Below are 20,644 nucleotides of genomic sequence, written 5' to 3'. Positions count from 1 at the left end.
AGAAGGGGTATAAAAATAGAAACATCTTCCTTTTATTCGTCTGCTGAATATGATATAAATAAAAGTGTTAAAACAAAGTAAACAACTTGGTTTAATATACTTATTAAAAGGGGTTTTAACGAATGGGTAGAGAATTTGTAGATATTTTTGATGGATGGGCAGATTCATACGAGGCTTCGGTGTCAGGAAAGGATCCTGAGTATCGTGATGTTTTTGAAGGCTATGACACTATTTTAAATGAAGTAGTCAATCGTGTTTCGGGGAATTCTGTCGTTGAATTTGGTACAGGAACTGGTAATTTGACGGCGAAGTTAGTTGAAAAAGATTTTTCTGTCATTGGCATCGAGCCGAACGAAAAAATGAGAGAGATGACAGCAGAACGTTTCCCAAAAAGAGAAATAATTGATGGTGACCTATTACAGTTTGAAATAGGGAAATCTCATGTGGATTCTATTGTCAGCTCTTTTGTATTTCATCACCTGACGGATGAAGAAAAAGGAATGGCTCTAAAGCTATATTCAGAGCTTCTGAGGGAAAATGGCAAGGTCGTGTTTGCGGATACCGCATTTATCACAGAGGAAGCAAAGCAGGACCAGATAAAAAAAGAAAGATCTAGAAATTTTCATAATGTAGCGGACGATTTAGAACGAGAATACTATACGACCATTCCAATTTTAACGAAATTATTTGAAGAAGCAGGATTTCAGGCACACTTCTCGAAGATGAATGATTATGTCTGGATCATGGACGCAACGAAAAAATAAGGAGCGAATAATGATGAAAAAAATGAACGTAGAAAGCTTTAACCTAGACCATACAAAAGTAGTCGCACCATTCGTACGCCTAGCAGGAAAAAAAGAAGGTATCAATGGAGATGAAATATACAAATATGATATCCGATTTAAACAACCAAACAAAGTGCATATGGAAATGCCGGGATTACACTCACTTGAGCATCTGATGGCTGAAAATATTCGCAATCATACGGAACAAGTGGTGGATTTAAGTCCAATGGGCTGTCAAACAGGATTTTACCTCTCTGTGATCAACCATGAGAATTACGATGAAATTTTAGAAATTCTTGAAAAAACATTAGAGGATGTTCTTCAGGCGACCGAGGTCCCAGCTTGTAATGAGGTACAGTGTGGATGGGCTGCAAGTCATAGCTTAGAAGGGGCAAAAGAAATTGCTTCTGAAATGCTAGAGAAAAAAGACGAATGGCGACTAATTTACAAAGAGGAAGCATAAATGAATATTTATCGAAATGTCCAGGAGTTAATTGGAAATACACCACTTATCGAAATAACAAACATTTCAATTCCAAACAATTGTCGTATTTTTGCAAAATTAGAATACTTAAACCCTGGAGGAAGCATAAAGGATCGATTAGGTTTGTCTTTAATAGAGGATGCCGAGAAATCAGGTAGACTTGTGCCGGGTGGGACGATTGTTGAGCCTACAGCTGGAAATACAGGGATAGGACTTGCACTCGCTGCCATTGGAAAGGGATATAATGTTGTATTTGTCGTTCCAGAAAAATTCAGTCAAGAAAAGCAAACACTGATGCGGGCGCTAGGTGCAGATGTCATCAATACGGATACATCATTGGGTATGCAGGGGGCCATTAAAAAAGCTCAGGAGTTGGTGGAGAAAACAGCTAATGCATTTTCACCATCGCAGTTTTCCAATCCAGCTAACCCGAACACTTATGTTCAAACTCTGGGCCCAGAGCTTTGGAGGGATTTAGAAGGTCAAATCGATGTGTTTGTGGCAGGTGCTGGTTCAGGAGGTACCTTTATGGGTACTTCCATCTTTTTAAAGCAACGGAATGAAAAAATCAAAACAGTAATTGTTGAGCCAGTTGGATCCATCTTGAATGGAGGAGAAGCTGGTTCTCATACAACGGAAGGTATCGGTATGGAATTTTTACCGAAGTTTATGGATTCATCCTACTTCAATGCAATTCATACTGTAAGTGATAAGAATGCCTTTTCCGAGTTACGTAGACTATCGAAGAAAGAGGGTTTACTGGTTGGAAGTTCCTCTGGCGCAGCATTCTATGCAGCCATTAAGGAAGCTGAGGTAGCTAAAGAAGGAAGCCATATCGTAACCATCTTCCCAGATTCTAGCGAACGATATTTGAGTCAGAAGGTATATGAATTATTCAAGGAGGAATAAAATATGCGCGCAAAAACAAAGCTTATTCATGCAGGGATCGTTGGAGATGAAGCAACAGGGGCAGTGTCTACACCGATTTACCAAGTAAGTACGTATAAGCAAGAGGCAGTAGGTAAATTTAAGGGATACGAATATTCACGTACTGGTAATCCGACTCGTCATGCATTAGAAGTCTTGATTAGTGATTTAGAGGGAGGGGTAGCAGGTTTTGCTTTTTCCTCAGGCATGGCAGCAACAAGCTCTATAATGATGCTCTTTAGCAAGGGAGACCATGTGATATTAACAGATGATGTTTATGGTGGGACTTTTCGAGTTATTTCTAAAGTATTGAACCGTTTTGGAATTGACGCAACATTCGTCGATACTGGAGACCTTGCCAATGTGGAGGCTGCTATTACAGATAATACAAAGGCTATTTTCTTAGAAACTCCAACAAATCCTTTGCTTAAGGTTACTGACATAGAGGCAGTCGCAAAATATGCAAAGGAGAAAGGGCTGTTAACTATTGTCGACAACACGTTCATGACACCTTATTTCCAACAACCAATTTCTCTAGGTGCCGATATTGTTGTGCATAGTGCTACAAAGTATTTAGGCGGTCATAGTGATGTAGTGGCTGGCCTAGCTGTAGTTAATTCTGAAGAGTTAGCTAACGAACTGCATTTTGTTCAAAACTCAGTTGGAGCAGTATTAGGTCCACAGGATTCATGGCTATTGATGCGTGGTATTAAAACATTAGGGCTACGCATGGAAGAGCACAATGAAAGTGCCCAGCGAATTGCAGAATTTTTAAATGAGCATGAGGCGGTTGGGAAAGTATTTTATCCTGGACTTTCTACCCATTCAGGGCATGAACTAATGAAAAAACAAACTACTGGCTTTGGAGGCATGATTTCCTTTGATGTCGGAAGTGCTGAAAAGGCAGATGAACTTTTAGCGAAGCTTCAATACTTTACTCTTGCCGAAAGTTTAGGAGCAGTAGAGAGTTTAATCTCTGTGCCTGCTCGTATGACTCACGCATCAATACCGAGTGACCGCAGAGCAGAATTGGGCATTACCGATGGGTTAGTTCGTATTTCTGTAGGCATCGAGGATGTAGAGGATTTAATTGAGGACTTAGAGCAAGCATTAGCTTAAGTAAATAAAAAAACACACCACCTTTGTTATGAACTGCCCCGTAAAAGTTAGACACTAATCTAATTTTTACGGGGTTTTTTTATAGCACTTTGCCAAGAAATTAATTAAATTATAATTTTAGAAAATATTGCATATATAATTGTTCTCTTCTTAATTGTTCGTATGTCTTCATAAAAATAGGTGTTATGAAATTAACTCAAGTATGATGAAGGAATTTTATATCATAATAATACGAGAGACTTTATAGTTCCCTACTATATTGAAATAATGTTTTATGAGTTTAGTTTAGGGAATTTAATAAGTGAAAGCTAACGTAAGAAGGGAGTTATGTATATGAGTACAAGTAAGACAGCAATCATTACAGGTGGCGGTGGCGGGCTGGGTCGAGCAACAGCCTTAAAACTTGCAGAGTCAGGCGTCAATATTAGCATTATTGATGTGTCAGAGGAGCAAGGGAACGAAACTGTTCGTTTGATTGAAGAAAAAGGAGCTAAGGGCATCTTTATCAAGGCAGATGTTACTAATGCTGAAGAGGTTAAGCAGTACGTAGACAAAACAGTGAGCACCTTTGGCTCGGTAGATATGTTCTTTAATAATGCAGGAATCTCAGGGCCAGGTAAAAAATTCTTGGACAATTCGATTGAGCAAATTGATCTTGTTTTGGATATTAACTTAAGAGGTGCCTTATACGGCCTATATTATGTACTACCGGAAATGATTAAAAATGGGGGAGGTAGCATAGTTAATACTTCCTCTACGGCTGGATTGGTAGGACAGGACAGTGTAGTAAGTTATTCAGCAACAAAGCATGGTATAGTCGGTGTTACCAAATCTTTAGCAGCCGAATATGCAAATCAGGGAATTCAAATTAACGCAGTAGCTCCAGGATCTACTGAAACCCCTATGGTTAAACAATATAGAGAAATGAATCCAGATGTATTTAAGGCAGTTTCCGCTACAATTCCACAACGTCGTTTAGGACAACCAGAGGAAGTTGCTGAATTGGTTTCCTTTTTATTGATGAGCGAGGCTAAATACATTAATGGTGCTGTCGTACCAATTGATGGAGGATTTACTGCTATCTAGGTAACTTATTTGGACAATTGCATACTATAACATTAAGGCATACCGCTTATGTGGTATGCTTTTTAAATTCAAGAACATCTGTATCTTAAACGCCTTAAGATCAGCAACAACACTGTTCGGCAAACAGGAAGACATACTAATTAAGAGCATTCGAGTCAACAGCACTTTACCGGTAAAGCACTAACATTTATTAATATGTAATTGTAGTGGCAGGCATCAAATCCATCGGTATAAATCCGCGCGTAGAAAGCATTTATCACAAGAGAATCTGAATTTTCTTTTACATGCAACGGGCATTTAATACAATTTAATCTAAAATGAAAAAGGAATAGGTCTTAGCCCATTCCCTTTTTAAGAAGTGTTAAAAAAGAAATATTACCAGAAAAATGCCCCAGCTAAAGCGATTCCAGTAATTGTTCCTAATGCAATACCGAAACCAAATCCTGGTCCGAAGCCCCAGCCCCAACCTAATCCATATCCTCCAAAGTTATTGTTAGGCCGAATCCATACCATATCTCGATCTACCTTTGTAATTTGTCCTACATGTGTTCTACCTTGGTTGTCCGTAATTCTTACTCTTTTTCCATGGTATCTACAGCATAAATCATATGTTTGTGATTGATTCATTTTTTGTCCCCCTCTCTCAAAAAATTACATACAAGTATGTTCTATAACATATGCCGTATGGAAGTTTTCACAGTAGACAATCGTCTATGAATACTAGGCTTAATAGTTTTAAGATTTATACAAAACCTGAACTTATAATAGGAAATGAGAAAGGAATGATAGGTTGGCTGTTATCAAAACTTCTAGTTGGTTATATGAATTTATTGAATCATGCGAAAAAGAAGAGAGGAAAGATGTCTATCAGCTTCAGGGTGAATTTCTATGTGAGCCACTGATGGATATTTTCCCTAAGACAAATAGAGAAGCAATTCATTATGAACTTCTACGATTTGGATTATTTGAACCAAACGAATGGCAGGAAGTGAAAAGCATTGTAGAAAAAATGGAGGAAAGGAAAGTATGGGAGCTAGTAAATAATGAATATAAGCATTTAAGAAAACTGTGGAATGGTCCCAAGGTGCCGATTTATATCTTCCCTATTAAAATAAGAGGCACAGGCCAGGCAAGAGAGCCCTTACCAGTTAAAAATGGCGTGGCCTATAAAAAGGCATTGTTTTTATTTGTGTCTAAGGATCTTTCTGATGAGGAAATCAAAGCTTCCCTGGTACATGAATATAATCATGTTTGCAGGCTCCAATTTTTGAACCTTTCTCCTTTAAAAACAACCTTGGAGGATTCTCTCATAATTGAAGGTCTGGGGGAATATGCAGTAAAAGAGGTTTGTGGAGCAAAAAGGTTAGCCCCATGGATTGAACTCTATTCACACGATGAAGCACTAGAAATATGGAAAAAGCATTTTATTCCCTCTTTAAAAGTAAAGGATATAAAAAATCATCAGATCTTTCTATTTGGCCAACCTAGAAGTCCCTTTCCAAAATGGATAGGGTATCATATTGGCTTTCATTTAGTAGATTCCTTTGTAAAAAAACAGGGGCCATTCCCAAATGGGGAACTATACCGGAAAACAGCAAAGGAAATTATTGCAGGATCTAGTTTTTCAATTAAAGGTTAATAGATATCTATAGACGACATCTAAAAATCCGGTAGCCTACTAGGTCACTATATTCATTTAGAAATTGGTTATGCTCATCCCAAAGATCATAAAGTGACATATCTATTTCGCTGGATGGATTTATGTCGTCGATGTCTATTTGTTCCATATTGACTGGAGGCTCAAGCATTTCAATATGCTGAAATCCTGCCTTTTGCAAACAATCTTTCCACTCTTCCTCACTAAATAGCTGTTGAACGCCATAGAGCTCCTTCACTTTCTCCTTTACTTGCTCCGAAAGATTGGAGGTGCCAGTCATTTCAATCAATAGTAGCCTGCCATCCTTCTTTAGCATTCGAGCTATTTCACTTAAGGTATTGCCTATGTTAGTAAATACAAGGACTGATTCGGAAATAATGACATCATAAGAATTCTCTTCTAAATTTAAGTGTTCGATATCCCCTTCGATTAAATGAATGGTACCCTCCAGTAAATCCAAACGCTCCCGAGCTTTTTTTATCATAAGTGGATGGTTATCAACAGCTGTTACACTGCAACCATACTTAGTAGACAAAAACGCAGAGGTTTTTCCTGTTCCACAACCAATATCTAAAACAGACTCAGACGCTTGAATTTTCTCTTTTCTTAAAAGAAATTGTGTTAATCCAAACCCACCTGGATGAGCACTTCCAATTCCAAAATATGATAGTAAATCTAGGTATTTGTTTGACATGAAGCAACCTCCCGTTTTCATTATAAATAGCATATGCGTCAAATAACTAATTAGCTAGGTAGATTAAAGGGAAAATAACGTATAAAGGAGAATAACATAAGAAAGTAAATAGAAATAGGAGATTCCTCAAATGGAGAATGGACTAGAAAACAACACCATATACTTAACTGAAATGACAGATGGCTTTCTCATGGATATTCATGGTTATGCATCTAACGAAGAGGTTTGCAAATACCAGCCTTGGGGACCAAATAGTATCGAAGACACTAAAACTTACTTGAAGGAAGTCTTAGCTGACGTTATGAAAGATAAAAGAACTAGGTATGTGTTTGCTGTTGTAGAAAAGACAAGTAATAAGATGATTGGAGCTGGAGAACTATTTCATGTAGATTACGCCAATAAGAATGGAGAAATGGGCTATATAATACATCCAAACTTTTGGGGTAACGGTATAGCTACACAGGTTGCGCATTTACTACTTGATTTTGGATTTAAAAAGCTGAAGCTAAACCGTATTTCTGCTACTTGTGATGTCCGAAATATTGCATCAGAAAAGGTTTTAAAGAAAGTAGGTATGATACAGGAAGGATTATTAAGAGAAAATATTTTATTGAAGGACGGCTGGAGAGACTCTTTTCTCTATAGCAGTTTGAGCCGGGATAGGATGACAAAATAATAGGGGGGATTTGATGGCAGATGTTTTTCAAAAGTCCGTAGAACAGTTCACACAAGTGCATGATGACTTTATTCAAGCATGGAATGTAGCAATGTCTACCGGTAAAACTGAAGGTCTTGAAATTATGACTCAAAATTACTATGTTACTTTTTTTAATGGTCATGTTGAAAGGCCAGAGTTCTTTGACCGTCCAGAAGCTGTACAGGGGATGAGGGAGTCAGTGGAAGCCTTACAGGGCGCCAAAAAAAGATTTGAACATCGAATTATTAGACAGCGTGATGCAGGTAGGTTCGTAGTATTTTATGAGATGATTATTGAAAAGAACGGACAAGAGTTAACTCGTTTTTTTACGTTAGAGGATTGGGAAGAGATAAAGGGACAATGGTTGTTGACACGAGAAATTACGGAGCATATTTGAGGTAAGCACTCTCTTCAGTAAGAAGAGAGTGTACTCTTGAAAATACTAATTATTTTTAATTTGAAAATACGACATATTTAAACTTTTATTTTGCATAAATTTACTATTGTATAATTATACATAAAGGCATATATTATATAAATATTAGAAAAATCCATTAGCTAATAAATATTTAAATATATATTCTATGATTCTATCTTGAAAATGATAGTAGAAGAAAAGCGAAGGTGAGCAATATGAGTAATTGGTTGAATTTATATGATAATATGGAAGACTTTCTGGCACCTAGTATGGCAAAGGACCATCCTAATATCCCAATAGTCAAGGAAGAAGGCTGTTATTATTTTGGTGCAGACGGTAAAAAATATTTAGATTTTACTTCAGGTATAGCCGTAACGAATACTGGGCATCGTCATCCTAAAATCGTTCAAAGCATCAAGGATGCTGCCGATCAATTAGTACATGGTCCGTCAGGTGTCATCATGTATGAATCCATTCTCCAGCTTTCCAAAAATCTTGGTGAAGTGTTGCCTGGAGATTTAGATTGTTTCTTTTTTGCAAATAGCGGAACCGAAGCTATTGAAGGGGCTTTAAAGCTAGCGAAGTTTGTCACTGAAAGACCTTATGTGGTTTCGTTTACAGGCTGTTTTCATGGACGTTCACTTGGTGCATTAAGCGTTACAACATCCAAAAGCAAGTATCGGAAATTTTTACAGCCATCGCATTTATCCTACCAAATTCCTTATGCAGACGCGAAGAGCTGTCCAGAGGGTATGGACCCGGAAGTATACTGTGTAGAGCAGTTAGAAAAAGATTTCAAGCGGCTCTTTAAGCATCAGGTAACTCCTGAAGAGGTTGCATGCGTTATTTTAGAACCAGTTCTAGGCGAGGGCGGCTACATTATCCCTCCTAAATCTTGGGTAAAGAGAATCCGAGAGATATGTGATGAACATGGAATACTATTAATATTTGATGAAGTTCAAACTGGATTTGGTCGAACTGGTGAATGGTTTGCTTCCCAATATTTTGGAGTAACTCCCGATATCATGGCCATCGCTAAAGGAATCGCCTCTGGGCTGCCACTTAGTGCAACTGTTGCTTCTAAAGAGTTAATGAAGAAATGGCCAATTGGTATGCATGGAACTACTTTCGGTGGAAATCCGATAGCGTGTTCTGTGGCATTGACCACATTAGAAATTTTTCACGAGGAAAACTTAGTTGAAAACTCTAAAGTGGTAGGGGCGTATGCAACGAAGAAATTAAATGAGCTAAAAGCAAAATACGCGATAATTAGTGATGTTCGCTCTGTCGGCTTAATGATCGGAATTGAAATCTCCAACCTTGAAACAGGAGAGCCAGATGGACAGGCAGTCATGAAAATTCTCGATTACGCATTAGAGGAAGGTGTGCTCTTCTATCTCTGTGGAAACGTGGGAGAAGTTATTCGTATGATTCCTCCATTAACAGTAACAAAGGAACAAATTGATGATGGATTAAAAATGCTTGAAAAAGCAATTATTCGATATACAAATGAAACAAAATAAAATAGAAAAAGGAGTAACAATCATGAAAAATAAATTACTTTTAGTTATATTAGCAATGATTATAGCAATTCTAGCAGCATGTGGAACAAAAGAGGATACGGCGAAAGATTCTGGTAATGCATCATCTCCTTCAGAAGAAAAACAAGTTTTAAAAATGGGTACTTCAGCTGATTATCCACCATTTGAATATGTGGACACTGCAAAAGGTGAAGAAATTATCGGTTTTGATATTGATCTAGCAAATTTAATCGGGGAAAAACTAGGATATGAGATTGAAGTGGAAAACATCGATTTTAACGGATTAATCCCAGCGATTCAAGCAGGTAAATTAGACTTCGTATTATCAGGAATGACACCAACAGAGGAACGCGACAAAGTAGTTGACTTCTCTGTTCCTTATAACGAAACAGTGCAAATGGTCGTAACTAAAAAAGATAGTGGCATTAAATCAGTGGAAGATTTAGCTGGTAAAACAGTTGGTGTTCAAATTTCATCTATTCAAGAAGAGCTAGCGAATGAAGTAGCGCAAACAGTAGATATGAAAGTGGAGAGCCGCAACTTAATACCAGAGGTTATTCAAGAATTAATGACAAAGCGTTTCGATGGTGCAATCATTGAAGATATTGTTGCAGAAAACTATGTAAAGCGTAATGATGACCTTACATTCTTCCCAGTAGTAGTAGATGAAATCGATTATAAGGCAGCTGTATTTCCAGAAGGCAGTGAACTTAAAGAGAAATTTGATAATGCTATCAATGAGCTAATTGAAGAAGGAAAAATTGATGAGCTTAGAGAAAAATGGTTTGTAGTAGAAGCAGAATAATTTAGCATAAAAAATATAATAGTTAGATAGAAAGGAGGGTAACGATATGTTAGATTTTTCTGCAGTCGTTCCCTCTATTCCTTATATTGCAAAAGGAATAGGTGTTACACTTCAAATAGTTGTTGGAGCCACAATTATCGGATTAGTTTTAGGTATTTTATTGGCTCTATGTAAAATTGGTAAAATTACCGCATTGAGATGGTTTGCAGACTTTTATACGTCCATTTTTCGAGGAACTCCACTCGTTTTACAATTGATGATTATTTATTATGCAATTCCTCAGCTTTTTGATATTAATATTGAGCCAATGCCTGCAGCAATAATTGCATTTGGTTTAAACTCTGGTGCGTATATCTCAGAGATTATTCGTGGAGGTATCAATGCTGTTGATAAAGGCCAGTTGGAAGCTTCATTAGCTTTAGGCATTCCATACGCAAAGATGATGAAGGATATTATCCTGCCACAAGCTATGAAAAATATCATGCCTGCTCTTATGAATGAATTTATAACTTTAACGAAGGAATCTGCAATTGTAACAGTGATCGGGGCTTTAGATATAATGCGTCGTGCTTATGTCGTTGGTGGTTCTTCTTATCGTTATTTAGAGGCATTAATGATTGCCGGAGTGATGTACTATATTCTTACACTTATTTTATCATTCCTTGGCAAGAAGCTAGAAAAGAGGATGAGTAGAAGTGATTAAAGTAGAAAAATTATATAAATCATTTGGAAAAAATGAAGTCTTAAAGAACATTTCCACGGAAATAAAGGAACAGGAAGTAATTGCAATCATTGGACCATCCGGTTCTGGTAAGTCTACCTTTTTGCGTTGCTTGAATCTTTTAGAAATCCCAACAAGCGGTGTTATTAGTATTGGAAATGATGTCGTGACGGATAAAAAAACAAATATTATGAAGGTACGTGAAAATGTAGGAATGGTCTTTCAGCATTTTTATCTGTTTCCTCATAAAACGGTATTAGAGAATCTAACTTATGCACCAATGCAGGTTCAAGGGAAATCAAAGGCAGAGGCGACAGCCACTGCTGAGGACCTTTTAAGAAAGGTTGGACTCTTTGAGAAACGTTCAGAATATCCAAATCGCTTGTCAGGAGGACAAAAGCAACGTGTAGCTATTGCCCGTGCCTTAGCGATGAACCCTTCTGTGATGCTATTCGATGAACCGACATCTGCCCTAGACCCAGAGATGGTAAAAGAGGTTTTGGCGGTTATGAAGGATTTAGCTGAATCAGGAATGACGATGATTATCGTGACACACGAGATGAACTTTGCCAAAGAGGTAGCAGATCGTATTTTATTTTTGGATGGTGGAGTATTAGTAGAGGACACACCACCAAATGAATTCTTTAGTTCTCCAAAATCGGAGCGTGCAAAAGAATTCCTAGAAAAGGTTTTATAAGAAAATATGTATTCAAACGGCAGCAAGCTCAATAATTTGGAGCTTGCTGTCTTTTTTAGCATTAATAAATTGCAAGGATGACTGAAAAAGGTATTAGTGCTGTATTTGTAGAATTAAAGAGAATATTGTTATACATAAACTGAGTAGCTGTTAGATAGGGAAGAGTAATAATGGGAGGTAAAATGTGGAAAATAAATGTATTTTTGATGTTCTAACCTTTGATATAGACAGGGGTAATTATGAGGGAAAAGTCGAAATACAGAAAGGTTATTTTATAGATGTAACTATATCTGTTGAGTCATTTGATAAAGATTTAGTATTTGAAGTAGCTGAAAATACCTTTGAAACAATAAAAGTCTCTGAGGAATTATATAAAGAAAAAATAGCAGAGGATTTACTGCAGCTACATAACGAAGTGTGGAATGAAGGAAGAATGACCAATAAGGATGAATTTAAAAAACGAATTAAAATGCAGGGAATGTTAATCTTTTGTGAGGGAAACGCAGAATTATATTATGACGATGGAGACTTATTTTGGGGACACACGATAGTAGTAGATATTGATGAGAACGGTTTATATCAAGATGCTCAAATTTTTGGATGAGATTAATTTGTTGTTGGGCGAGATGAATAAATAACTGAGAGTAGAGGTTACATATGGAGTTTTCCGATAATATTAGTTTAGAAAAGATACCTACAAATATAAGGATAAATGTTTTAGATAAGCCGATAGATTTACCAGGCGAAATAAGAACAAAAATAAATCAATACTGGGAGAATGTTAACAGAAAAGGGATATTCAATCGAGGAAAGGTTTTTAGTATTGATCAAGTTCAAGAGAATGAAAAGAATCTACTTATTTCCCTTACCCATACTGATTATGCCCATTTTCTTTATAGTAGGAAACTGGAGTTACCATCTCAGTATGACTGTATTGTTGTCTACCCCGCTACACTCATCCTTACTTCGGACCAATATATAGTTTTTGGTCATATGAATGAAGGAACAGCTAATCCGGATCGAATTCAATTTGCTGCTGGTGGATTAGACGAAAATGATTTAGAAGAAGGGTATATCAATATACATAAAAACATTGAAAGGGAGATTCAAGAAGAGCTAGGCATTGACCTAACTAAAACGAAATGTAAATCTCCATTAAGACCATGGTTGATCAAACGTGGAGGTAAATCATTGGTTTTACTTTATCAAGTAACTATCGATTTAACCTCTAAAGAAGTAAAAGAAATACATGAAAAATACAAAAATGATTTATATAGTTTAGGGAGTACTCCAGAGTTTAAGAGACTAGAAACTATAAAATATAACAGGAGTTAACTAGACTGTTGTTAAGTGAACATCCAAAGGCCGATTATATAGACCCAATTTGTACGTATTTACTAAAACAATTATAAAAATAACAAGCTCTGAACATTAAAATAGTAAATGTTGAAGTTTGTAGTTAACGAACTACATGATCCTTTAAAAAAATAGTAGAAGCACCTTCATTCACTTATTTGGATGATGGTGCTTCTTTTTATTAGCTTACTCGACTATTTCAACTTGTGTCTGACGTTTTTTAGAGAACAACATCCCGAAAAGGAAGGTCATGAAAATAACTCCCATAACAGTAATGACAATGCAGCGAAGGATATAATCAGAGTCCATGGCAAAAATCACATCTTTGCGGAACCAGTTTTGGAAAGGTAGACCAAACCCTAGGAGAACAGTGAAGAATAGGAGTTTAGTCCAAATGCTTTTCCCCTTCATTTTTTTGATAGCACTATTCACTAATAAACGCAGTAAAGCTAGCCCTAATCCTACACAAAAGAATATCATTAGATAAGATACTATGTCGTCGTTGGTAATTACGGCTGCAAGCATCAATCCAATAGCTATAATTAATGAACCAAACATAAAAATATATTTTTTATTCATTTTACATTCTCCTTTACTTAATTACTGAACAATGTGTTGTCTATTTGCTTTATTATCATATGAAAATAGGTGAATGAAAGCAATCGACAGATTTTTAGAAACTGTTCAGTGGTTAGTAGGAAGACCTTCGTATAGATGTATGGATGTTGGTTTTGGAAGTTGGGGTAACAAAAAAAGAGAGCTTTGACGGTAGTCATTGCTCTCTTTATAATTTATTTTTTATAATCTACAACGATGTAAGGCTGTAATTGGAATGGCTTCGGCGCAATATTACGATCATTCCATTGTCCAAACCATCTTTCTAAAGGATAGAAGTAATATCCATCCTGCCAATGGTCTGATGTATCATACGGGTCAGCAAAGATGAGCATGTCATCACCAATACCAGGTGTACCATTATTATCATAGCCAATGATTGCTTGCCAATGTCCGTCCCAATCTGCCCACTCAACCATAATTGGACGGTCGTTGGAAAGGTGGCTAGTTAACCACTTAACAAAGTAGCTATCCTTTGCATCTGTAACCCAAGCTTCGGTTGTATCGCTGTTTTCAGAAGCATATAAGCTATTCCACGTGAAGGTAGCAGGTAGGTTTCCTACATTGTTTCCAGTTGCTCCATCTGTTTCTTGAATAATATCCTCTGTTGAATAATTCACTTTATAGCTTGTCTCAACAACTTCAAAGCCTTCTAAACTAGTAAAGAAGTTGTGAAGCTGGCTAACGTCAGTTCCATATTCAGGGAAGTTATTTGCTGAACCAGGTTTAGCCCCCGGAGTGTCTAAGTCGGTCATTGCTTTCATCTGCTCTGCAATATCCATCTCCGTCATTTCCGTATATCCAAAATGATTAGCAACCATTAAAGCTGTTGCTGGACCACAAGACCATTCCGTTGTTTGCTGCATCGTTTGAAAATTTTCGATTAGTAGTAATTGATCATCTGATTTCATGTTATAAAAATCAGGTGCTTTGAAGTAACGAGACTCTGCATTGTCGCCTGCTTCTGCATATGCATCAGCACCGCCCATTTCATCATAGTCTTCGCCTTTAATCATTGTTGGTTTAACTGCCACAGTAGTTTCGGCTGACGCTTTTGTGTCTACTTCCTTGTTAACCTCCGCTTGTAAATCTGTGTTCTCTGAGCACGCAGATAATAATAGCATTGCGGATGCTAAAACTGCTGTAAGGGTTCTTTTCATTTATCCCCATCCTTTTCATATTTTTTTGAAACACAAGAATTTATTATATAGAAAGTAGGATACAATTCAATAGATAAATTTATATTATTTTTTTAATTTATTTTGAAGTGGCTTATTAAAATAAACATGTGAGAAAAATTAGTTTATATATATATTTACTTCCATTAATTAGATATGATTAAGAGAAAAAGCGTATATAAGAGGTGTAAAGGAATGCCTAAACGTATTTTATTAGTTGAAGACGATGAATCTATTTGTGAGATGGTAGAAAAGTATTTAAGAAGTGAAGGTTTTCTAATTACTACCGTAAATAACGGAGAAGCTGCAGTCCAACAAAATGTGGTGTCAGCCTATGACTTAGTTATCTTAGATATTATGATGCCCAAATTAGATGGCTTGGAAGTGCTGAGAATTATTCGTGAGAAAAGCGCTGTACCTATACTAATCATGTCAGCAAAGGATAGCGATGTGGACAAAGCATTAGGACTGGGATTAGGGGCAGATGATTATCTTGCCAAGCCTTTTTCGTTACTCGAGCTTTCTGCCAGAGTTAAGGCTGCTATAAGAAGAGCCACAAAATATTCAAAGGAGCTAAATGTAAGCGAGGATGTCCTTATAATAGGAGATTTAAAAATAGATGTTAAGAATTTTACTGTTACTAAAGGAAATGAAAATTTAAAACTAACTGCAAAAGAGTTTGCTATCTTAAAGTTATTTGCTGCCAATCAAAACCGTGTATTTACTAAACAACAAATTTATCAGCTAGTTTGGAAAGATGAATATTATGGGGATGAAAATATTATTAATGTGCATATGAGAAGGCTTCGGGAGAAAATTGAAGTAGAACCCTCTAACCCAAGGTATATAAAGACTTTGTGGGGGATTGGCTATAAGTTGGAAGGTTTCTGATATGGTGCTTATATTATTTATCATAATTGCATTGTTAATTGGTTTCATTTTTTTTCAATACAAAGAAAAAAGAAACCTTACCTCTAACATTGCCTACACACACCAAAAGCTTCAAATGATTGTTCAAGAAAACACTATAGAGAAAGTCTTGGCACATACAGAACATAAAGAGCTCATGCAATTGTTAAATATGATTAATGAACTATTAGTTGAAAAACAAAAGGTTTTAGTAACCCATACAAGGTTGGAAGAGTCCATGAGGAAGATGCTCTCAAATGTATCCCATGATTTAAAAACACCGTTAACAGTGATTCTTGGATATATTGAAATGCTAGAAATTGACCACTCCATAAATGAGGAGGAAAGAAGACAATTACTTCTTAAACTACATACTAAAACAAATGAAGTACTTAAAATTATTCATACATTTTTTGATTTAGCTAAAATAGAAGCGGGCGACCAGCACTACCCACTATCTAAGGTAAACATAAACGAAATATGTCGTAAGAACATTCTAACCTTCTACGATATGGTAACAGCGATGAATATGGATATTAAAATTGATATTCCAGAAGCCCCACTTTATGCATTTGGTAATGAAGAGGCAATTGATAGGGCTTTGAACAATCTTTTATCTAATGCTCTAACATACGGTGCTGAAGGCAAGATAATTGGATTAGCTTTGAGAAATGACGAAGCTTACATCTACATTGATATTTGGGATAAAGGAAAAGGAATTGATGAATACCATGTGGATCGGGTCTTTGAAAGAACATACACCATGGAGGATTCTAGAAACAAATCCTTCCAAGGCAGTGGTCTTGGCCTAACGATCACAAAGCGACTTCTGGAAATAATGGGAGGTTCTATTCAGCTCTCAAGTATTCCTTATGAAAAGACTGTCTTTACAGCTACCTTGAAACGAATAACATATTAAAAAAGCTAGAAGAACTTAAGAAATTCGTAAGATTGTATTAATAAAAAAGAGAGGTTCATTTCCTATACTAAGGATAGTAAGAAATAGGGAGAGGGTTCTAATGTCGTATATATTGAAAACCAATCATTTGACGAAAGTATTCGAAGGAAGGGAAGTTGTATCTTCTGTTAACATGCATGTGCAAAAGGGAGAGATTTATGGGTTTTTAGGTCCTAATGGTGCTGGTAAAACAACTGTCATGAAAATGATTACTAATCTTATAAAGCCAACAAATGGGGAAATAGAGATTTTTGGTGAAAAGCTAACAGATCGGTCATATGAGGTACTTAAAAGAATCGGATCAATAATTGAGTACCCTATATTTTATGAGAAACTAACTGCTAGAGAAACATTGGATCTTCATTGTGAGTACATGGGCTTTTACGACAAGAAGGAAATAGAGAAAGTATTAGAAATGGTGAATCTTCATACAGGAGGTAAACGAGTAAAAGAGTTTTCCCTTGGAATGAAGCAACGTTTAGGAATTGCGCGTGCCATAATCACAAAGCCAGAATTGCTTATTTTAGATGAACCAATAAACGGATTAGATCCCATTGGCATTAAAGAAATGCGAGAATTATTTGGAATGCTTTGTAAGGAATACGGAATTACGATTCTCGTCTCTAGTCATATATTAGGTGAAATAGAACAATTAGCAGATACAATTGGTGTTATTAATAATGGAAAGCTAATAAAAGAAATCTCTATGAATCAGTTAGCTCAAAGTCAATCTGACTATATAGAATTGGTCGTTCAGGATGGAAAAAAAGCCGCTTTTCTATTGAGCGACAAATTACAGCTAGTTAACTTTAAAATGGTTGATGATCATTGTATTCGAATATATGAATCGTCAGTCTCTCAACAAATGATTTCCAAAGTATTGTACGAACATGATATAGAAATTGAGGCCATTAGTAAAAAAACGAGCTCATTGGAGGATTATTTCATGAAGCTTATTAATGGAGGTGTAGTAAGTGTTTAAACTGATGAAGCTAGAAATGAAAAAGTTTAAGTTGTCTTCCTACTCGCGCAGCGCGATAATTGCTAATTTTGTTATTCTCGGTTTTATGTTTCTTATTTCCTTTATATCTAAAATGGAGGGAGATACTGACTTTGTGAATTATCAAGAGGCTATAGGAGTTATCGAATCCTTTGTCCGAGCGACCTTTATCATCTTTGCCTCCACTCTAATAGCTAAGCTAATAATAGGAGAATTCAAAAAGAAAACGATTACTACTTTATTTATGTATCCAATAAGCAGAAAGAAACTTATAGCAGCAAAGCTGACAATTATAATTATTTTTACCTTTACATGGATTATTATTTCTAATGTTTTTATTACAACTGTCTACTACTATCTAACCGTAAACTATCAGCTAATTCCAGGTTCGTTAACAGCTGACTTTTTGCAAGAACATAGTGTGAGTGTATTGATGAATGCAATTTCTGCCTCATGTATGGCACTAATTCCGCTTTACTTTGGAATGAAGAAATATTCAATTCCCACTACTATTATCACTTCGATTTTAATAGTAATGATTGTTTCCAACAATAATGGTAGCTTTTCATTAAACGATATAATTATAATTCCGTTATCGTTGGCAGTGATTGGCCTAACCGTTGCGTATCTTGCTATTCGAAATATTGATAGGCTGGATATAAGAGTATAAGTAAAGCTTGAGGAGATATAGTTCAAAACCAAGTCAGGGGGCTCCAAACATGAAAATCAAGCGAAGTGAGATACTCACTAACGATGACATTTGGAATGCAATTTTAGCCGCCTATGGAAACTACTCTTTTCCGACAGAAAATGAAAAAATGAATGATTTCTAAATTTTATTTAATTATTTTTGTGAGATGGAAAGCGGTGGACATGAAAGCTTGCTCAATTGGTTTTCACAGCCAATCAAACAGATGGGTACTCACGAGAATACTTAAGACGACTGGCTATAATGTTGGAGCAGATTGGTGCTAATGATTACGCTGAGATTGAGAAGGCTTATTTGAAAGAAATGGTGAATATTTTTGAGGTAATAGAAAGCCGTGGATTTGAAGGTCCTAATTATGAAAGTCTAGAAGCAGATTTCATGAAAACAATTGAAAAAGCCGATAAGGAATATAGAAATTTAGATGAGCAGATAAATGCTCAAATATACAAATATGCCTTGATTATATATAAAGAGGTACTTGAGCTTGATAATTGATGGAAAAAGGATGGTGTGACATTGTCACAACCATCCTTTTTAATTTCTTGAAACATTGAGAATATGGAGACAAAAGTCTAAATCTGCTTGTAAATGCTTCTCCATCAACTCTTTTGCTTGTTCGGTATCCTGCTGGGAAATAGCCTTGTAAATTTCCTCATGCTCATCTATCAGTTGTGGTCGCTTATATAATACTACAGTTTTTCGGAACAAATAAATAATAGATTTCATCCGATCAATTGTTTCAATCATATGAGAATTACCACTAGAATTAACAATAATTTGGTGAAAGAGTTCATTTGCCTCCATAATTTCTTCTGGAGTTCCTTCCCTGCCAACCTTAATACAGTTTGCTAAAGTCTCCAAATCTTGCTCTGGTAAATAGGTAGCAGCTGTCTTTGCAGCAAAGCCCTCTAATAGAATCCTCATTTGAAAAAGGTTCCGTAGGTCCTTTTCGGAAGGTTGAACGACTTTTTTGTTTACGATGAGGCCTTCGTTCGTTAGCTGACGAAGAGCCTCGCGAATAGGAGTGCGACTAAAGCCTGTTTCCGTAGCAAGTTTTTCTTCAACTACTTTTGTGCCTCCAGTAATTTCTCCATTTAAAATCCGATCTCTTATTTCCTCGTATGCTTGCTGGGAAGCTGTCCGACTATTTGAATGTAACATTCCCATTTAATTCACTCCTAAAGTCCATTAATTCTCTACCATAAACTTAACAAAAATAAAGAAAGAAAGATAGTTTAGAAAAAATCTTGATTTTTAATGGATACAAATATGTCTAAAATGTATACAAAAATAAAAAAAGAGTATACAATAACTTTATTGAAATAACCTGCAAGCGGTTTCAATTATAAAAACTTAATAATTATTACAAAAACACTAGGAGGAAATATATATTATGGCTAAAAAAGTTGGCTTTATCGGATTAGGAATTATGGGAAAACCAATGGCGATAAATTTATTGTCTAAAGGTTTTGAAGTAATGGTAAATGATTTAAATAAAGAAGCAGTGCAGGCATTAATTGATGCCGGGGCAACTGCGGGAGATTCAGCAAAGGTCATTGGGGAAAACAGTGAAGTGATTATTACAATGCTTCCTGCATCTCATCACGTACAGCAAGTAGTGCTAGGAGAAAATGGAGTACTTAGTGGAGCTAAAGAAGGCTCTGTAATTATAGATATGAGTTCTATTTCTCCTGTAGTTTCTAAAGAGATTGCGGAAAAGGCGAGAAAACAAGGTGTAGAAATGTTAGATGCGCCCGTAAGTGGAGGAGAGCCAAAAGCAATCGACGGTACACTTGCAATCATGGTTGGTGGGAAAGAAGAAGCTTTTGATCAAGTGAAGGACGTTTTATATGCAATGGGAGCTGAAGTTACTTTAGTTGGTGGGAATGGTAGTGGTACTACTGCAAAATTAGCAAACCAAGTTATAGTGAACTTAAACATTGCAGCAATGTCCGAGGCATTAGTGCTAGCTGCTAAAGCAGGAATCGATGTAGAAAAAATGTACCAAGCAATTCGTGGTGGATTAGCGGGAAGTGCAGTGCTTGATGCAAAGGTTCCACTAATTCTAGACCGTAACTTTGTTGCTGGAGGAAGAATTGACATTAATCTTAAGGATATGACAAATGTGATGGAAACAGCGCACGAAATTGGTGTTCCTCTTCCATTGTCAAGTCAGCTAGTCGAAATTTTCCATGCTTTAAAAGTAGATGGAAAAGCAGCAGATGACCATGGTGGAATTGTTCAGTATTACGAAAAACTTGCGAATGTTGAAGTAGGGAGAGCGTAAT

General features: G+C 36.3%; 25 protein-coding genes. 20 read left to right on the top strand and 5 right to left on the bottom strand.

Annotation, left to right across the window (positions count from 1 at the left end; all coding sequences use genetic code 11):
* Positions 1-122 precede the first annotated feature (122 nt).
* The 5 genes from MHB55_RS16320 (at position 123) to MHB55_RS16300 (ending at position 4,401) form a co-directional block, all read left to right on the top strand.
* Positions 123-764 carry a class I SAM-dependent DNA methyltransferase gene (locus MHB55_RS16320; RefSeq protein WP_340863666.1) on the top strand — a complete coding sequence of 214 codons (642 nt, stop codon included), beginning with the start codon at positions 123-125 and terminating at the stop codon, positions 762-764.
* A 13-nt stretch (positions 765-777) separates the two neighbouring features.
* Complete coding sequence (locus MHB55_RS16315; protein WP_340863665.1) at positions 778-1,248, top strand: S-ribosylhomocysteine lyase; 471 nt, start codon at positions 778-780, stop codon at positions 1,246-1,248.
* On the top strand, positions 1,249-2,178 hold the full coding sequence (locus tag MHB55_RS16310) for a PLP-dependent cysteine synthase family protein (RefSeq protein WP_154310071.1): 930 nt from the start codon (positions 1,249-1,251) through the stop codon (positions 2,176-2,178).
* Positions 2,179-2,181: 3 nt separating this feature from the next.
* Positions 2,182-3,315, top strand: a complete 1,134-nt coding sequence (locus MHB55_RS16305) for a bifunctional cystathionine gamma-lyase/homocysteine desulfhydrase (RefSeq protein ID WP_191697612.1) — start codon at positions 2,182-2,184, stop codon at positions 3,313-3,315.
* Between the two features lie 333 nt (positions 3,316-3,648).
* Positions 3,649-4,401, top strand: a complete 753-nt coding sequence (locus tag MHB55_RS16300) for an SDR family NAD(P)-dependent oxidoreductase (protein WP_225216123.1) — start codon at positions 3,649-3,651, stop codon at positions 4,399-4,401.
* A gap of 375 nt (positions 4,402-4,776) precedes the next feature.
* On the opposite strand, the gene MHB55_RS16295 is transcribed toward MHB55_RS16300, so the two are convergent.
* Positions 4,777-5,028 carry a hypothetical protein gene (locus MHB55_RS16295; RefSeq protein ID WP_340863664.1) on the bottom strand — a complete coding sequence of 84 codons (252 nt, stop codon included), beginning with the start codon at positions 5,026-5,028 and terminating at the stop codon, positions 4,777-4,779.
* A 163-nt stretch (positions 5,029-5,191) separates the two neighbouring features.
* Here MHB55_RS16295 and MHB55_RS16290 point away from each other — a divergent pair, with 163 nt between their 5' ends.
* Positions 5,192-6,040, top strand: coding sequence for a DUF2268 domain-containing protein (locus tag MHB55_RS16290; RefSeq protein ID WP_154310073.1), 849 nt, complete (start codon positions 5,192-5,194; stop codon positions 6,038-6,040).
* Positions 6,041-6,047: 7 nt separating this feature from the next.
* Here the strand turns inward: MHB55_RS16290 and MHB55_RS16285 are convergent, their stop codons facing one another.
* Positions 6,048-6,752 carry a class I SAM-dependent methyltransferase gene (locus MHB55_RS16285; RefSeq protein ID WP_340863663.1) on the bottom strand — a complete coding sequence of 235 codons (705 nt, stop codon included), beginning with the start codon at positions 6,750-6,752 and terminating at the stop codon, positions 6,048-6,050.
* Positions 6,753-6,882: 130 nt separating this feature from the next.
* Between MHB55_RS16285 and MHB55_RS16280 the strand changes: the two genes are divergently transcribed.
* From MHB55_RS16280 to MHB55_RS16245, 8 genes are all read left to right on the top strand, one after another.
* Entirely contained in the window at positions 6,883-7,428 is a 546-nt protein-coding gene (locus MHB55_RS16280; protein ID WP_229654021.1) for a GNAT family N-acetyltransferase, read from the top strand.
* Positions 7,429-7,441: 13 nt separating this feature from the next.
* Positions 7,442-7,846: a hypothetical protein gene (locus tag MHB55_RS16275; protein ID WP_340863662.1), complete on the top strand. Its 405-nt coding sequence runs from the start codon at positions 7,442-7,444 to the stop codon at positions 7,844-7,846.
* A 236-nt stretch (positions 7,847-8,082) separates the two neighbouring features.
* The gene (locus MHB55_RS16270) at positions 8,083-9,390 is read left to right on the top strand and encodes an aspartate aminotransferase family protein (RefSeq protein WP_144539077.1); all 1,308 of its coding nucleotides are present in this window, start codon (positions 8,083-8,085) and stop codon (positions 9,388-9,390) included.
* Between the two features lie 22 nt (positions 9,391-9,412).
* A complete protein-coding gene (locus MHB55_RS16265; protein WP_144539075.1) occupies positions 9,413-10,213 on the top strand; it encodes a transporter substrate-binding domain-containing protein in 801 nt (266 codons plus the stop codon).
* Positions 10,214-10,259: 46 nt separating this feature from the next.
* Positions 10,260-10,916 carry an amino acid ABC transporter permease gene (locus tag MHB55_RS16260; RefSeq protein WP_144539073.1) on the top strand — a complete coding sequence of 219 codons (657 nt, stop codon included), beginning with the start codon at positions 10,260-10,262 and terminating at the stop codon, positions 10,914-10,916.
* Entirely contained in the window at positions 10,909-11,631 is a 723-nt protein-coding gene (locus MHB55_RS16255; RefSeq protein ID WP_144539071.1) for an amino acid ABC transporter ATP-binding protein, read from the top strand. The genes MHB55_RS16260 and MHB55_RS16255 overlap by 8 nt, the downstream gene beginning before the upstream one ends.
* A gap of 184 nt (positions 11,632-11,815) precedes the next feature.
* Entirely contained in the window at positions 11,816-12,235 is a 420-nt protein-coding gene (locus tag MHB55_RS16250) for a DUF2262 domain-containing protein (protein WP_144539069.1), read from the top strand.
* A 53-nt stretch (positions 12,236-12,288) separates the two neighbouring features.
* Positions 12,289-12,966, top strand: a complete 678-nt coding sequence (locus MHB55_RS16245) for a hypothetical protein (protein ID WP_340863661.1) — start codon at positions 12,289-12,291, stop codon at positions 12,964-12,966.
* 207 nt (positions 12,967-13,173) lie between these two features.
* On the opposite strand, the gene MHB55_RS16240 is transcribed toward MHB55_RS16245, so the two are convergent.
* Complete coding sequence (locus MHB55_RS16240; RefSeq protein ID WP_340863660.1) at positions 13,174-13,566, bottom strand: MFS transporter permease; 393 nt, start codon at positions 13,564-13,566, stop codon at positions 13,174-13,176.
* Between the two features lie 212 nt (positions 13,567-13,778).
* The gene (locus MHB55_RS16235; protein ID WP_340863659.1) at positions 13,779-14,762 is read right to left on the bottom strand and encodes a C39 family peptidase; all 984 of its coding nucleotides are present in this window, start codon (positions 14,760-14,762) and stop codon (positions 13,779-13,781) included.
* A 213-nt stretch (positions 14,763-14,975) separates the two neighbouring features.
* Here MHB55_RS16235 and MHB55_RS16230 point away from each other — a divergent pair, with 213 nt between their 5' ends.
* From MHB55_RS16230 to MHB55_RS16210, 5 genes are all read left to right on the top strand, one after another.
* Positions 14,976-15,671: a response regulator transcription factor gene (locus tag MHB55_RS16230; RefSeq protein ID WP_154310080.1), complete on the top strand. Its 696-nt coding sequence runs from the start codon at positions 14,976-14,978 to the stop codon at positions 15,669-15,671.
* 1 nt (position 15,672) lies between these two features.
* A complete protein-coding gene (locus MHB55_RS16225; protein WP_340863658.1) occupies positions 15,673-16,608 on the top strand; it encodes a sensor histidine kinase in 936 nt (311 codons plus the stop codon).
* A 100-nt stretch (positions 16,609-16,708) separates the two neighbouring features.
* Positions 16,709-17,629, top strand: a complete 921-nt coding sequence (locus MHB55_RS16220) for an ABC transporter ATP-binding protein (protein WP_154310082.1) — start codon at positions 16,709-16,711, stop codon at positions 17,627-17,629.
* Complete coding sequence (locus MHB55_RS16215; protein WP_340863657.1) at positions 17,622-18,317, top strand: ABC transporter permease; 696 nt, start codon at positions 17,622-17,624, stop codon at positions 18,315-18,317. Before MHB55_RS16220 ends, MHB55_RS16215 begins: the two co-directional genes overlap by 8 nt.
* Before the next feature lie 219 nt (positions 18,318-18,536).
* On the top strand, positions 18,537-18,851 hold the full coding sequence (locus tag MHB55_RS16210; protein WP_340863656.1) for a hypothetical protein: 315 nt from the start codon (positions 18,537-18,539) through the stop codon (positions 18,849-18,851).
* 39 nt (positions 18,852-18,890) lie between these two features.
* On the opposite strand, the gene MHB55_RS16205 is transcribed toward MHB55_RS16210, so the two are convergent.
* Complete coding sequence (locus tag MHB55_RS16205) at positions 18,891-19,523, bottom strand: GntR family transcriptional regulator (RefSeq protein ID WP_370455706.1); 633 nt, start codon at positions 19,521-19,523, stop codon at positions 18,891-18,893.
* A 226-nt stretch (positions 19,524-19,749) separates the two neighbouring features.
* Here MHB55_RS16205 and garR point away from each other — a divergent pair, with 226 nt between their 5' ends.
* Complete coding sequence (garR, locus tag MHB55_RS16200) at positions 19,750-20,643, top strand: 2-hydroxy-3-oxopropionate reductase (RefSeq protein WP_144539051.1); 894 nt, start codon at positions 19,750-19,752, stop codon at positions 20,641-20,643.
* Position 20,644: the final 1 nt, after the last annotated feature.

It is taken from the genome of Psychrobacillus sp. FSL K6-1267, assembly GCF_038003265.1.
In the GTDB taxonomy this organism is placed as follows: Bacteria; Bacillota; Bacilli; order Bacillales_A; family Planococcaceae; genus Psychrobacillus; species Psychrobacillus faecigallinarum.
Note: the sequence above shows the minus strand (reverse complement) of the source record. Positions and strands in the feature narration are given on the sequence as shown.